We start from the raw sequence: 14,972 nt of genomic DNA on the forward strand, positions 1-14,972 counted from the left end.
AAATCAACCTGGCGTTGTTGTGCCTTCTTACCATACTAAAATGCCGTCTGCGTCGGCGCGCCTAGTCGGGGCACTAGCCATCTTAATTTTGCAACAGCCTCTATAGGGCTTACGCAAAATTGTCCCAGCAAGGCTTATCGCTTTTAGGAAACATCCCTTGCAGGGGATGTTCGTTATGTCGGCAGACAACATGTTGTCTGAAACCCCGACTGCACCGTAGCGACGAAGACAGTACGAATAGTACGGCTAGGAGCTGCAACGCAGCTGGGGCGGTTTTGCGTAAATCCTACTCTAAAGGTTTGCTCAAGATGACTGCAATAATTTTAAATATGTTTGGAACCCCTCATGAATAACCATGATCAAACGGCAGGATCAACGAAAGACGTGGTAATTGCCATGTTTTTTATCGGCCTTTTATTCTTTATCCTGGGCTTTGCCACCTGGCTTAATGGTTCGCTGATCCCCTTCCTGAAGATAGTCTGCGACCTCAACAACTTCCAGGCACTGTGGGTAACATTTGCCTTTTATATTGCCTACACCGTCATGGCCCTGCCGTCGGCAGCCATACTCAGCCGCACCGGCTACAAGAATGGCATGACGCTGGGCCTGGGCATTATGGCGCTGGGTGCGCTGCTGTTTATCCCGGCGGCCAAGTCCAGCTTTTACGGCTTCTTTTTACTGGCCCTGTTCACGCTGGCAACAGGCATGACGCTGATGCAGACGGCCATCAACCCCTACATTGTCTGCATAGGCTCACGCGAAAGCGCCGCCATGCGCATCAGCATCATGGGGCTGTTCAACAAAGGCGCGGGCATCGTGGTGCCGCTGGTATTTTCTGCATTGATTTTATCCGGTATAGAAAAATATTCCGACAGCGCACTGGCAGCCCTTGATTACAGCGGCAGATTGGCCTTGCGTGCAGAACTGTCTTCACGTCTGGTATATCCCTACGCCATCATGGCGGCTGGCTTGCTGGTGGTAATGGTGATCGTGCATTTTTCTTCGCTGCCAGAACTCAGCACGGAACAGGACAGCACCGAACCCGCTGTCAAAAAATGGGGCGTACTGCAATTTCCGCAACTGGTGCTGGGTGCCCTGTCGCTGTTTTCTTATGTAGGTGTGGAAGTCATCGCTGGTGACACTATAGGCCTGTATGGCCGTAACCTGGGCGTGCACAATTATGCGGTGCTGACCTCTTACACCATGGGCTTCATGGTGCTGGGCTATATCGTGGGTGCAACCACCATCCCCAAACTGATGACACAGAAAACAGCATTGCTGCTGTCGGGCGTCTGCGGTATTCTGTTCACCTTTGGTGTGGCTACCGCATCGGCAACAGACACTGGTATCTCACATTTATTGCTTGGCTGGGCTGGTGTGCCTGCAGTACCAAATACTGTCATGTTCCTGGCCATGCTGGGTCTGGCCAATGCCCTGGTCTGGCCATCCATCTGGCCGCTTGCCTTGCAAGACTTGGGTAAATATACAGCAGCCGGTTCTGCCCTGTTGATCATGGGTATTGCCGGTGGTGCCCTGCTGCCCATGCTGTACGGAAGAATTTCGGATGCAGCCAATTCACAACATGCCTATTGGGTCATGTTGCCCTGCTACCTGATGATTTTCATGTATGCGGTGAAGGGACATAAACTGCGCAGCTGGGGTGCCGCTTCAGCAAATCTGGAGAGTGTGGATCAGGCGGGTTAATGTGCCGGTCGCTGTGTTGTTGAACACCGTTCATATCTGGCTATCTGCCCAAGACAAGCAAGGCAGATGGCCAAAACTATCTTAGTTAGCCTGCGGAAATTGTTACAACTTCGGTAATTTATTTGCACATAATTTCTTGCATCAAAACATCTGGCAGGCATAATGAACTGTCAATATTGAATATTCAGTTACCATGTTCAAACGCCTTCTGTCTGTGTTTAGCAATAGCAAATCGTCCGACCAATCTAAGCCGGAACCCACATCAACAGCGGCAAAACCATCTGCGACTACAAAGGTAAAATCAACCACTGCCAACACCACGGCAGCTACACCGGTTAGCGTAGAAGATGGCGAACCGATTACCACATATGACGCGCAAGGCCGCCAGGTCATGGTGCCGCGTAATGAATGGCGTGAAAAAGTTTTGTTGCCCAGCATCGCAGAAAAAGCGAATGACTCCGATGCCCTGTACCACGTCATCATGACAGCGCTGAATGACGGCTTTGCCAAAGACCTGGTACCTGCAGCAGAACGCCTGCTAGCCATCGATACCATTGCCGAACGCGGTTATACCGTGCACGGCATCGTCTTGCTGGAAAACGGTAGGCTGCAAGAAGCCGAAGCAACGCTGAAAGCCGGCATGCAAAAAGTGGGGGCCACCGGCACCCTGCTGACCAATCTGGCCAAGGTCATATGGGAAACCGGCAACGAAGCAGCGGCCAAAGACATCTTGTGGGAAGCCGTGCAAGCCGCCCCCAATCTGGAAAACGGCCTGATGTGGTGGCTGGCCATAGAACGCGAACAACATGGCGACATCGCCTACGTCAATGCCCTGCACACCGTCTGCGCCCTGCCCCAGACCTGGCGCGCGCAACTGGTGCTGGCGCAATACTATCTGGAACAAAACCAGCCAGAAACCGCTGTCAACCTCTACCAAAAGGTATTGAACGCAAAACTGTTTGACGCCAGCGCCCTGGCCAGCATATCCGGCGCGCTGGGCAGCCACGGCCACCTCACCAACATCATTGAACTGATCGCCCCCATCTATCAGCCAGACCGCCACGACCCCATGGCCGGCCTGAACCTCCTACGCGCCTACCAGCAACTGCGTCGCAACAAGGAAGGACAGGCTTTGCTAGTCAAAATGCAAGCCGTAGACCTGGGGCCTTACCAGCAATACCTGGATGAATTTGCGCAAAATTTTGGGGAAATGCGGGTGGCTTAGGGGTTACGATTAATAGTTACTCATAATACAATTTTCCACTGATCAATTCGATCTAAAAAACCACCTTATACACGACCATAACTAGTATAATTCTATTGGAAAGTTAGATTAACTAACCCTAATCTACAGAAAACCAATGGATTTCTCTTTACTCTTACCTGATGAGATTTGTGTAGAACTGGGCGAACGAGCGCGTGAGCGGCGTTTGCTTTTGAACATCAGCGTGGAAGAATTGGCGCAACGCATAGGCGTCTCGGCGCAAACAGTCAGTAGTTTTGAACGCACAGGCAAATGTACGCTGACTAACTTTGTCCGCATACTTGAATCTTTAAATGCGACACCAGATTTACAAACCGTGCTGACACCGCAAACCAATAGCATAGAAGATATGCGGGCAAAATCTGCTGTACAGGCCAGGCAGCGGGCATATCGCAAAACCAAAAGCTCGGCATGAAAGAGCTTAAAGTTAACTACCAAGCGCGTGGCGAATCGCTTTGGCTGGGAACACTGGCCGACGATGGTCGTAACATCCTGTTCCAGTATTCACCTGTCGCCATTGCACGTGGTCTGCAACTATCCCCCATACGCCTGCCCCTACGAGTAAACGCTTATCCCGACAAACAGGCCGATTACCTGCCCATCATGCGAGTGCCCGGATTAATCTATGACTCCTTGCCTGATAGTTGGGGCTTCCAGCTGATGAACCGTCGCATGAAAGCCAAAGGCATAGATACCGACACCGTCTCAGTACTCGACAGACTCGCCTATCTCGGTGACAACACCATGGGCGCATTGACCTATGAGCCAGGCAGCGAAAACAATCTGGAAATCACAGACCTGACATTAATCGAGCTTGCAAAAGAAATGCGGGCATTGGAGGCAAACGATAGCCACGAGGTTTTGGACGAACTGGCAAAAGCAGGCGGATCACCCGGCGGCGCACGCCCCAAAGCCCTGGTCTATTACAAACCTGCAACAAGGCAGATGAGCACCGAATATATGCCTGACGCAGAGGCCTGGCTGATCAAATTCCCCGCAAAAGAAGATGCCAACGACAGTTGCGCACTGGAAGAACTGTACGCCCGGCTAGCACGCAAATGCGGCTTGGGTATGAGCGACACACAATTCTTTGAATTACCCGATGGCATGACAGCATTCGGCACCAAACGTTTTGATCGCGACCGTGAACAAGGTCTCCACGTTCATTCACTGGCTGGCTTATTACACGTCAACTTTCAAATACCCGCCTTGGGCTACAGCGAATTCATGCGCGCCACCCGCAGACTGACAAGGGATGCACGGGAACTAAAAAAAGCCTTACAGCGCTGCGTCTTCAACGTATTGATGAACAACCGCGACGATCACGCAAAAAACCTGTCCTACCTGCTCAACAAAAATAATGAATGGGAACTCGCCCCACCTTACGACCTGACTTATTGTCCGGGCTACCGTGGCGAACATTTCATGGACATTGCTGGCGAAGGAAAATCACCAACGCAGGCACATATTTTGAAAGTGGCGCAAGACGGTGGGCTGAAAGAAAAAGAGGCGCTGCACATGATTGATGAAGTGCTGGATTTAATTACTGCGGCTGATTTCAAGAATGCCGCACGGGATTTGCCTATCTCAAGAAAAACATTGGTAATGGTGGGTAAGGCTATTGAGTTGAATCGCTCAAGATTACATGTTTAACGTAACCCGATAAGTTTTCTAACCTCGTCTAGCCGCAGACATACCTTCTCCTAGCGTTCTGCACAGAAATATAGTTTAAATGACGAAATTCTGTATAAGAAAATTTCTTCCATTATCTCTGATGAAATGTAGCGACGTAAGTCTTTGATAAATAAATGGTTTCAACATAGACCATTAAAATGATAAAAAATGTTGAAACCCTGAATTCACGTAGTCCAGAGACGGAAGCGATTTATGAAAACCTCACTTCAGACAACCCTCGCACCGAAAGGTAATTCTAGTGACGGCCATCATTCCAACTTATTCATTTCCAAGCGTAAAATAAAATCTTCTATTGAATTTGTTGTGGGTATTTTCGAGTTGGCTTCCACATAAGCCAACAATTCAAACTCGTGCCAGTCATGATCAAGTTCATCGTCATAGTCTTCAAAAATAGCTCAGGCAATCGAACCGCATAGGCATCGAAGTACATCTCATCAAGCAATGCTAATTTCACTCTTGCGGTTAAGACCTCTAGCGACAATCCATTAGGATTAGAGAAAATCGCCTCACCGAAATTTTTGAAATTTCCAGCATCGCGATATAAGTAAGAAAATCGGATATTCATTTTTAAGTGAAAATAGAAAGCTTAAAGAATAATTAATTCTGCAGAAAAACATGCTCGTTGTGCCAAACTAGAAACTCCATTGAAGGGCTAAATTTTTCCGGCATGGCGATCTGCTTCCCTTCCAACCCGAGTATCCACTCCGAAGCAAATGGATTATCAGCAAGTTGACTAGCTGCTGGTGAAATCTTGATTTTGTATTCTGTATCTACCGTGAGTAAGCCTTTATCGAAAGCCTTATCGTGCAACATTGAAAGACAAAGACCGTTGCTTGGATTAAGCCTATTAGTTTTGTTGGAACGCCATGGCACGATATGACTTGCCACCAATAGACTGGGATAAGCTAATCCGGTAATACAACAGCGCCCAGCATAGGCACTTAAAACTGCGCGACGGAAAAAGTGCTGGCCGATGCGGACCTCAGTCTCAACCCGTTTACTATTACCCGAATAATCAATTGATGTATTAGCGCTAGTGATGTCATCATCAAAATCATCATCCGAAACATTTACCTGATTTGCCGTCAATAATGCATCAACTGCTGCCTGGCTAGAAATGGCAAAAGTATTCCAATCAGCCTGCATTTCTTCCCACATGGCTCGATCTAACTTGGAAGCACCGACCAACCCGCTACGTCCGGAATCTGTAATAACAGGATCAAGACTTGCAATATTCACCAGTTTCATGGCTAGTGCAGAGGGGGTTCTACCTATCAGGCTGGCAAAGGTGACTATTTCCGGATTTCGACTATGAAATTTCCCAAACGGGAGCTGACAATACAAATTGAAAGCAATCAGGAGTTGCTCACGTGTCCAATTATTGGATTTCTCTGCCATTGGCAATACTTTCTGCGTTCAAAAAGGAATTGAATGTCTTTAATGCCCTTCATAATATCCTGGTCAAAATGATATGTCTTCTCATCATTTAGTGAAATGCGACATACATGCATTTCAAACAACTAACATTTATAAACGCTTACACCACAAAATCCCCTCCCCACCCTTGTGATAATGTACCAATTCAGCAATACTTCGCCTACGCCGAATGCGCTGGTGGATTTTGATTATCCACACTTGTTCGCCGAATAGCTGCTGGCCGCTATCAATAGAATTGCCTGCCAGCATCCTGCAAGAATTTTGTTTTTGGAGAAGACTATGGGTCTGTGGAATAAGCTCAGCAATGAATTTATCGATATTGTCGAATGGCTGGATGACAGTCCCGATGTGATGGTGCATCGCTTTGAGCGCTATCAGAACGAAATCAAGATGGGCGCCAAGCTGACGGTGCGCGAGGGGCAGATTGCCGTGATGGTCAATGAAGGCCAGATGGGCAAGGGCCAGGTGGCAGATGTCTTCATGCCTGGCATGTATGACTTGTCGACTGAAAACATGCCTTTGCTGAGTACGCTCAAGGGCTGGAAGTATGGCTTTAACAGCCCTTTCAAGGCGGAAGTGTATTTCTTCAAGACCACCCGCTTTACCAACCTGAAATGGGGCACGGCTGGCCCGGCCACCATGCGCGACCCTGAATTTGGTGTGGTGCGTGTGACTGCCTTTGGTATTTATGGCATACGCATCGTTGATGCCAAGGCCATGCTGTCTGAACTGGTGGGCACCAAGGCTGACTTTACCACGCAGGATATAGAAGAAAACCTGCGCGGCAAGATAGGCATGCGTATCAAGGAAGTGATGCCTGAAATTGGCGTGCCGGTGATTGATCTGGAATCCAAGGTCACCGAAGTGGGCAAGCGCATACAGGAAAAGATTGCCGCTGACTTTGTGCAATATGGTCTGGAACTGTGCGAAGTGCAGGTGCAGGACATAGGCTTGCCGGAAGAAGTGGAAAAAGCCATAGACCAGCAAGGCGCAATGCGCGTGATAGGCAACATGAATCAGTTTGCCCAGTACCAGGGCGCACAGGCTTTGCGTGATGCGGCACAAAACCCCGGCATGGCAGGTGCCATGATGGGTGTAGGCGTAGGCGGCATGTTAAGCCAGAGCATGGGTACAATGTTTGGCAATAATCCACAACCAGCAGCAGCGCCTGCTGCCAGCCCGGTATCTGCACCTGCTGCGGCTGGTGGTGCCATGCCACCACCTTTGCCGACAGCAGTGCAATACTTTGTCGCACAAAACGGTGCGCAGACTGGGCCGTTTGATTTGCCTGGGCTGCAATCGCACGTTGCCGGCGGCAGCCTGACGCGTGACAGCCTGGTATGGCGTCAGGGTATGGCGGCCTGGGGCAAGGCCGGTGAACAGGCGGACCTGTCTGGCCTGTTTGCGGCCATGCCACCACCACTGCCACCACAATAAAACCTGCCTTATGATGCGGCGTCGCACCCGGATGGAGGCGACGCCATTTCTGTTTTGTTCTGGAACCATCACCTGTGACGACAAAAACCTACCCCTGTAATTCATGCGGTGCCAAGCTGGAATACGCGCCTGGCCAACACGCCCTGCAATGCCCGTATTGCGGCAGCAAGAACGCTATCCCTGAAGATCAGGAAGCCACGGTTGCGGCAGTAGAAGAACTGGATTACCAGTCCTATCTGGCCAACCAGGCAGGCAATGAGCCCATGCTCGCCAGCCAGAATGTGAAATGCACAGGTTGCGGGGCAGAATCGCAACTGGCAGCCAATCTGGTGTCTGACCGATGTCCGTTTTGTTCGGTGCCGCTGATAGCAGCGAATGCCTATGCCGCACGCAAGATCCGGCCAAAGGCGATTGCACCGTTTGACATCAAGGAATCGGAAGCACGTTCGAAGTTTACCAACTGGGTAACAGACTTGTGGTTTGCCCCCAATGCGTTGAAACGTGCCTACCGCGCAGAACGTGGTCTCAAGGGTATTTACACCCCTTACTGGACCTATGATGCCAACAGCGACACTACGTATCAGGGCCAGCGCGGTGTCGATTACACAGAAACAGAAACCTATACAGAAAACGGCGAAACCAAGACCCGGCAAGTCGTCAGAACCAACTGGTATCCCGCCGTGGGCGCGGTACAGGTGTCATTTGATGATGTCCTGGTGGTGGGTTCAAAAACCCTGCCCACTTCGTATGCAGAAAACCTGGCGCCGTGGCGTCTGGATAAATTGCAGGGCTATCGCGACGATTATGTATCCGGCTTCACGGTAGAAGCGTATCAGGTTGGTCTGGAACCGGGCTTTGTTGATGCACAGGGCAAGATGGAAGGTGAAATCCGCAATGCCATCTGCCGCGACATTGGCGGCGACCACCAGCGCATCATCGCCATGCAACCACGCTATTCCAATATCAGCTTCAAGCACATTCTGCTGCCGATTTGGCTGTCTTCTTACAAATACGGTGACAAAACTTACCGCTTTTTGGTGAACGGCCAGACCGGTGAGGTTCAGGGTGAACGTCCGTATTCAGCATGGAAGATTGCCGGGGCGGTGTTGCTGGGTGTGATTGTGGTTGGGGTGTTGATTATGCTGGGGCATAAATAAGCAGGAAAACCTCTCAACACAGAGACACAGAGGAAGCACTGAGAGAAGTTCATTCAGCGGCGAATTTCCTCTGTTGCTCTGTGGTTCCTCTGTGTCTCCGTGCCTCTGTGGTGAGCTTTTTGGTCTTGTAGCTGTCTATTCAAACTGCTTCTTAAACTCCGCAAACTGCAGGCTTAAATCACTGACTTGTTGCTTCAGTTTCGCGACTTCTGCTTCCAACTGGCTGACTCTGTCGCCTTTTGAACCACTGCCTGCGTTGACGGGGTGGCTGGCTTCTGCCTGGTCCAGGCTTTCTTCATCGCAGGACAGCAGGTGGGCGTAGCGTGGCTCTTTGGTGCCGGGGGTCAGGGCCAGACGGGCAACCAGGGGTGGGTATTTATCGATGAGGTAATCGAGGCATTTTTCCACTTCTGCTACGGTGGCAAATTCATGCAGGCGGCCAACGCGGCTGCGGATTTCGCCTGCGGTCTGGAAACCGCGCAGCATGAGTATGGTCAGTACAGCCACCTTGGGCTGGTCCAGCATCCATTTGATGCGCATGCGGTGTTCATACTTGGCGACGCGGGCACCGGCCTGGTGGATGGCATTGACCAGCTTTTTGGCGGCCAGCCTGTCTATGGCTTCCAGCACTTCGGCTTCGGTCACGGACATGACGGGGTCGCGGCTGGTGAGCTGGTTACAGGCATTCACCAGGGCGTTCAATGACATGGGGTAATTGTCTGGGGTAGCCGCTTCTTTTTCGGCCAGAGCACCCAGTACGCGCACTTCAACTTCATCTAAAAACTGGGCATCTGCTGATGCGGGGCTGCCTGATCCGGCGGTGTTTTCTGTGTTCATGCTGATTCCTGTCGTTGTTGCTGCGGCTGGTAAGCCGCTTTTTCTGGATTTGACTCATATTATCCTTAAAAATTGAAAATGTGACATTCAACGCGAGAAAACTGATTTTTGACCTCTTGCAAATATTTTTCAGAAACCTTAACCCCGTTTCTTTCGCCGCTCCGTTTAATGAATAAGACCCTCATTTTTTGGAGTAGACATGAAAACCTGGATATCCATCGTGGCAATGCTGATCATGGCCTTGCTGGCCCCCATAGCCAGCGCCGGGCAACTGGCTGCCATCAGCATCATCAATCAGGCCACAGGCGAACGCCTGCCCATCTGGCGTCATCAGGGTGTGAATTATGTCGCTGGCAGGCCCGGTGACCGCTATGCGATAGAAATCAGGAACAAGACGGATGAAAGAATTCTGTCTGTACTGTCCGTCGATGGCATCAATGTATTGACCGGCAGCACTGCCTCGCCGGCACAAGCAGGCTATGTGCTGAACACCTGGCAAACCATGGAAGTGAAAGGCTGGCGCAAGAATATGGATGAAGTGGCGGCGTTTTATTTTTCGCAATTACCGGATTCATATGCGGCCCGCACTGGCCGCCCTGACAATGTTGGTGTGATAGGTGTTGCCCTGTTCCGTGAATATGTTGAGCCTGTAGTCATCAGACAAGAAGAGTATTCACGCAATTCTGCCGCTACAGCGAAGGCAGAGGCACCCGCCCCTGCCCCTGCGATTGCAGGTAGCATGGCAAAGCGTGCAGAAGGGGCAGAACTGGCTGATTCAAGAATAGGCACCGGTCATGGGGAACGCCTGCCCAGTGCTGTCAGGTCTACGGATTTTCGTCGTGCCACGGTAACGCCAAATGAAATCATCAGCATTCAATACGATACTTATGCTCATCTTGTGGCACGCGGCATTATCCCGCGTAGCCGCCATGAACGACCTGAACCCTTCCCCGGCGGCTTTGTACCTGACCCAGAGTAATTGCGCCTTATACCATCCGCAAAAAAACCATTCCACATAAGGATACCCATCGTGAAAAAGCCCAGCGCACTTTTATTAGCCCTGATACTTGGCGGCTGCCAATTGACCAATATGACAGATCAGGCAGCAGAACATACAGGGGCAGATGCCACAAAAAAAGATAAGGATTTGCTGCTTGCGGATAGTATTGACGGCAAAGACAGCACAGGCAGTACCACCGCAAAAAGAAAAAATGATGTGCTACCAGCGCTGGCAGCAGAAGCTGCACCTGATGCGGCCAAACGCGACAACACGGTGCGTAGCAAAGAACTGCCAGAACTGATCAACGGTTATTTTGAATACCAGATTGGCCACCGGATGTATGTGCAAGTGGACAAGCCTTTGTACAAACCGGGTGAAACCATCTGGTTCAAGACCTGGGATTTAAAAGCACGCACGCTGACGGGCACCGACCAATCTCAAACCCTGGTAGAACTGATTTCGCCCAAGGGTGCCACGGTCTTGAAAAAGAATGTGGCAGTTGTGGCTGGCACGGCCACCAATGATTTTGAAATTCCCCCAGATGCACAAGGGGGCGAATATACCTTGCGTACCACCAGTGCGGATGGGCAAAAAGCCGAGCGCGCCATCATTGTGTCGGCGTATGAAGCACCGCGCATGAAAAAGAAGTTGGAATTTATCAAAAAATCGTATGGCGCGGGTGAGCAAGTCAGCGCTACGGTAGAAGTCAAACGCCCCACTGGCGAGGTACTGGCAAACAAACAGATCACCGCCGTCATTACAGTGGATGGTATAGAACTGCCGCGCGTCAAGACCACAACAAATAGCGAGGGTGATGCACTGGTCAAGTTTGATCTGCCAAAGAAGATAGATACAGGTGACGGCTTGTTGACGATACTGGTGGAAGATGGCGGCATTACCGAATCGATTTCAAAATCCATACCAATATTACAGAAAAAACTGGCACTGTCTTTCTTCCCCGAAGGCGGAAAAATGGTGGCTGGTCTGCCTACCCGTTTGTATTTTGAAGCCAAGAACAGATTGGGCAAGCCTGCCGATGTCGAAGGCCGTCTGGTAGATGACCAAGGCAATACCGTGGCGCGTTTTGCGACGTATAAGAACGGCTTGGGCCGTATTATTACCTTTACCCCGGCCACTGGCCGCAGTTATCACGCCGAAATCAGCAAACCCGATACAGTGACAGAAACCTATACCCTGCCGCTGGCCGAAGAAAGCGGCTGTGTGCTGCACAGTTATGATGACCTGGATGGCCAGGAAAAAGACTTGCGGGTCGCCGTGCAATGTTCAGAAAAACAAAAGGTGGTAGTGGCAGCAACCGTGCGTGAAAACCTGTTTGATGTGGGTGCCATTGAAGCTGGCCCCGACAAGCCTGCCGTCATCTATTTGCGGGCCGGTGATGCAGCCATCCGCAATGCGGCTGGCATTGCCCGGGTTACGGTATTTGATCAGGCACTGAACCCACTGGCAGAAAGACTGGTGTTTCGCAACCGCCGCAACCGGCTGGATATCAAGGTAGAAACAGACAAGAAGACCTATGCCCCACGCGGCCAGGTGGCACTGTCCATCACCACAAAGGATGTCAGCGGCAAACCCATTGCTGCCAAACTGGCACTGGCGGTAGTCGATGATACGGTCTTGTCTTTTGCTGACGACAAGAGCGCTAACTTGCTGTCGCGCCTGTTGCTGGAATCAGAATTGCCGGGCAAGGTGGAAGAACCCAATTTCTACATGGATCTGAGTGAAGAGAAAAGTGCATTGGCACTGGATATGCTGATGGGTACGCGGGGCTATCGCCGCTTTGACTGGGTGCCGGTCGTCAATGGTTATTACCCGCGCGGAGGTGCCCTTGCAGCCCCCGGATTGGCGAATCTGCGGAAGTTGAAAATGCCTGAGGAACTGAAGATGCTAGCTCCACTTCCCAGCCCGCCTGCCGTAATGGCACCGCCACCTGGCCTGAAAAATTTTGCAGCAGAAAAGCAAGCCATGGCATTCGCACAAATGCCTGCACCTGCCAAGCTCAAAGAGGAGAAACTTGCTGTTGTGGACCAACCACGTGCCGCACCTGCAGCAGAGATGGCACGGCCAATAATCATGCTTCCCGAACAAAGAGTAGTAGTTGGTGATGTGATGACAAAGGAACTGGTAGACAAGGACTTTGCGCGGGCGGCAACGAAAATGGCAAACCGCTTTGAACCTGAACCAATGACGCTGGCACCTGTGCGCGTGTTCCCGACGCCGCTTTATCAAGCCAACCAGGCCAGCCATGATGGCCCGCGTGACGATTACCGTGAAACCATCATGTGGGCACCATCTATCAAGACCGATAAGCAAGGCAAGGCCAGCCTGAAATTTTTCTTGTCTGATGCGGTGACTTCTTTCCGTGTTTCTACTGAGGGTGTGGGTTCGGCTGCCGGTCAGTCTGCGACCGGGCTAGCTGGGCGCAATGAGACTGTCATCAAGTCTTCACTACCGTTTTCATTGTCCGCCAAACTGCCGCTGGAAATATCAGCTGGTGATCATCCTCTGATCCCGGTAACGCTGACAAATGAAAGTGAACAATCGATGCCTGTGTCCATGGACAGCAGTTTTGGTGCCATGCTGAAGGCAGCAGATGGAACAGGTAAAGCAAGCAATGGCAAGCTGTCAGAAGTGTTGGCAGCGGGCCAGCGCAAGAGCCTGTTCATACCGGTGGAAGTGACTGGTATGCGTGGACAGTCGGAAGTACATCTGTCTGCCACTGCAGCAGGTTTGAAAGATGAAATCTTGCGCAGCATACCGGTGGCGGCGCCTGGCTTTCCACAACTGTTCGAGAAATCCGGGCAAATCAAGGGGCAGGCCAGCCATGAGCTTGATCTGAGCAAAGCCAGCAAGGGCAGCGCGCAGGCAAGCATCAAAGTGTACACGTCGTCACTGTCAACCATGATATCGGGTCTGGAAGGCATGCTGCGTGAACCGAATGGCTGTTTCGAACAGACATCCTCCACCAATTACCCCAACGTGATGATCATGCAATACTTGAAGCAGCATGACGTGGCGGATTCTGCTTTGCTGGAACGCACTGGCAAGTTGCTCGACAGCGGTTATAAGAAGCTGGCTGGATTTGAATCACCGAAAAAAGGTTACGAATGGTTTGGTGGTGACCCAGGGCATGAAGCCTTAACCGCTTATGGCTTGCTGGAATTTGCCGACATGAAACCTATCTATGGCTCTGTTGACCGGGCCATGCTGGAACGTACTGCGGCATGGTTGAAATCCAGGCGTGACGGTAACGGCGGTTACCAGCGCGATCCCAAGGCACTGGACAGTTTTGGCAGTGCCGCACCAGAAGTCACCGATGCCTATATCACCTGGGCGCTGGTATCGGCAGGTGAAACCGGTCTGGACAAAGAAATTGCCCGTTCAGTCAAACTGGCAGAACGCACACAGGATGCCTATCAACTGGCACTGGCCACTGGTGCCATGCTGGAAAAAGGCAGTGCTACTATCGTCTCAGACAAGACACGTCAGGCTGCGGTGGATAAACTGGCAGCGATGCAGACAGCATCCGGTGCATGGACCAATGCAGACCATTCCATCACCCGCAGTGGCGGCAGCAATTTGCAGATAGAAACCACGTCGCTGGCGATATTGAGCATGTTGAAAGCGGGCGGCCATCTGGAACAGGCACGGAAAGGGATAGACTGGCTGCAAAACAATCGCAGCGGCTTTGGCCAGTGGGGTGCCACCCAGGCAACCGTGCTGGCACTGAAGGCCATGATTGCCTTTGACAATGCGACCCGCATTGCCCCCACAGCCGGCAAGATCAGTCTGTTGATAGATGGTGTCGTGGTACGTGAACAAAGTTACGAAGCCGGCAGACGCGAAGCCGTCATGTTCAACGACATTGATGACTTGCTGACACCGGGCAAACATAGCATCAGCCTGAAGTCAACAAGCAGTGAAGCCCTGCCGTATTCGATTGCTGTTGAATACCGCAGCACCGAACCTGCTTCGTCGAAAGAAGCGGTCATCAACCTGAATACCAGTCTGGCCAAGGCTGACATGAAGATGGGTGAAACCGTGCGCCTGGATGCCATCGTCAGCAATAAAACCCAGATTGGCCAACCCATGAGCCTGGTACGTCTGGGCTTGCCCGGTGGCCTGACTTTCCAAAACTGGCAATTGAAGGAAATGCACGAAAAAGGTCAAATCGCCTTCTTTGAAACCCGCGCACGTGAAGTGATACTTTACTTCCGTGACATGAAGCCGGGCGAAGTGCGCAAACTGGCGATTGATCTGGTGGCAACCGTGCCGGGCACCTATATCAGCCCGGCTTCGTCCGCCTACCTGTATTACAACGACACGGATAAAACGTGGACAGCTCCAATGAGCATACGCATCACGCCTTAAGGCGATGCAGCAAACCCCGCTACCTGACATCACATTGGTGGTGTCAGGTAGT

10 protein-coding genes are annotated in these 14,972 nt (G+C 51.3%); 8 read left to right on the forward strand and 2 right to left on the reverse strand.

All coding sequences use genetic code 11. The annotated features are described in order from the left end of the window. Positions 1 to 345: 345 nt before the first annotated feature. The 4 genes from AC1RVX_RS01140 (at position 346) to AC1RVX_RS01155 (ending at position 4,621) form a co-directional block, all read left to right on the forward strand. Positions 346 to 1,704, forward strand: a complete 1,359-nt coding sequence (locus tag AC1RVX_RS01140) for a sugar MFS transporter (RefSeq protein WP_493214745.1) — start codon at positions 346 to 348, stop codon at positions 1,702 to 1,704. Between the two features lie 193 nt (positions 1,705 to 1,897). Further along, positions 1,898 to 2,929: a hypothetical protein gene (locus AC1RVX_RS01145; protein WP_493214746.1), complete on the forward strand. Its 1,032-nt coding sequence runs from the start codon at positions 1,898 to 1,900 to the stop codon at positions 2,927 to 2,929. Between the two features lie 136 nt (positions 2,930 to 3,065). Next, the gene (locus AC1RVX_RS01150; protein WP_186945968.1) at positions 3,066 to 3,383 is read left to right on the forward strand and encodes a helix-turn-helix domain-containing protein; all 318 of its coding nucleotides are present in this window, start codon (positions 3,066 to 3,068) and stop codon (positions 3,381 to 3,383) included. Further along, positions 3,380 to 4,621, forward strand: coding sequence for a type II toxin-antitoxin system HipA family toxin (locus tag AC1RVX_RS01155; RefSeq protein ID WP_493214747.1), 1,242 nt, complete (start codon positions 3,380 to 3,382; stop codon positions 4,619 to 4,621). The genes AC1RVX_RS01150 and AC1RVX_RS01155 overlap by 4 nt, the downstream gene beginning before the upstream one ends. 639 nt (positions 4,622 to 5,260) lie before the next feature. Here AC1RVX_RS01155 and AC1RVX_RS01160 read toward each other — a convergent pair. Next, entirely contained in the window at positions 5,261 to 6,061 is an 801-nt protein-coding gene (locus AC1RVX_RS01160; protein ID WP_493214748.1) for an HNH endonuclease, read from the reverse strand. 318 nt (positions 6,062 to 6,379) lie between these two features. Between AC1RVX_RS01160 and AC1RVX_RS01165 the strand changes: the two genes are divergently transcribed. Both AC1RVX_RS01165 and AC1RVX_RS01170 read left to right on the forward strand, forming a co-directional pair. Next, entirely contained in the window at positions 6,380 to 7,537 is a 1,158-nt protein-coding gene (locus tag AC1RVX_RS01165) for an SPFH domain-containing protein (RefSeq protein ID WP_493214749.1), read from the forward strand. 74 nt (positions 7,538 to 7,611) lie between these two features. Then, on the forward strand, positions 7,612 to 8,694 hold the full coding sequence (locus AC1RVX_RS01170; protein ID WP_493214750.1) for a TFIIB-type zinc ribbon-containing protein: 1,083 nt from the start codon (positions 7,612 to 7,614) through the stop codon (positions 8,692 to 8,694). A gap of 135 nt (positions 8,695 to 8,829) precedes the next feature. On the opposite strand, the gene AC1RVX_RS01175 is transcribed toward AC1RVX_RS01170, so the two are convergent. Continuing rightward, the gene (locus AC1RVX_RS01175; RefSeq protein WP_493214751.1) at positions 8,830 to 9,531 is read right to left on the reverse strand and encodes a YceH family protein; all 702 of its coding nucleotides are present in this window, start codon (positions 9,529 to 9,531) and stop codon (positions 8,830 to 8,832) included. A 199-nt stretch (positions 9,532 to 9,730) separates the two neighbouring features. Here AC1RVX_RS01175 and AC1RVX_RS01180 point away from each other — a divergent pair, with 199 nt between their 5' ends. Next, positions 9,731 to 10,510: a hypothetical protein gene (locus tag AC1RVX_RS01180; RefSeq protein WP_493214752.1), complete on the forward strand. Its 780-nt coding sequence runs from the start codon at positions 9,731 to 9,733 to the stop codon at positions 10,508 to 10,510. 51 nt (positions 10,511 to 10,561) lie between these two features. Next, positions 10,562 to 14,920 carry an MG2 domain-containing protein gene (locus AC1RVX_RS01185; protein WP_493214753.1) on the forward strand — a complete coding sequence of 1,453 codons (4,359 nt, stop codon included), beginning with the start codon at positions 10,562 to 10,564 and terminating at the stop codon, positions 14,918 to 14,920. Positions 14,921 to 14,972: the final 52 nt, after the last annotated feature.

The sequence above is a fragment of the Undibacterium sp. GW821-FHT11B02 genome (assembly GCF_058808955.1).

Coding starts and splice junctions, on each gene's coding strand:
- AC1RVX_RS01175 (WP_493214751.1), bottom strand. CDS start 9,531: ATGAACACAGAAAACACCGCCGGATCAGGCAGCCCCGCATCAGCAGAT.
- AC1RVX_RS01140 (WP_493214745.1), top strand. CDS start 346: ATGAATAACCATGATCAAACGGCAGGATCAACGAAAGACGTGGTAATT.
- AC1RVX_RS01160 (WP_493214748.1), bottom strand. CDS start 6,061: ATGGCAGAGAAATCCAATAATTGGACACGTGAGCAACTCCTGATTGCT.
- AC1RVX_RS01165 (WP_493214749.1), top strand. CDS start 6,380: ATGGGTCTGTGGAATAAGCTCAGCAATGAATTTATCGATATTGTCGAA.
- AC1RVX_RS01180 (WP_493214752.1), top strand. CDS start 9,731: ATGAAAACCTGGATATCCATCGTGGCAATGCTGATCATGGCCTTGCTG.
- AC1RVX_RS01150 (WP_186945968.1), top strand. CDS start 3,066: ATGGATTTCTCTTTACTCTTACCTGATGAGATTTGTGTAGAACTGGGC.
- AC1RVX_RS01155 (WP_493214747.1), top strand. CDS start 3,380: ATGAAAGAGCTTAAAGTTAACTACCAAGCGCGTGGCGAATCGCTTTGG.
- AC1RVX_RS01145 (WP_493214746.1), top strand. CDS start 1,898: ATGTTCAAACGCCTTCTGTCTGTGTTTAGCAATAGCAAATCGTCCGAC.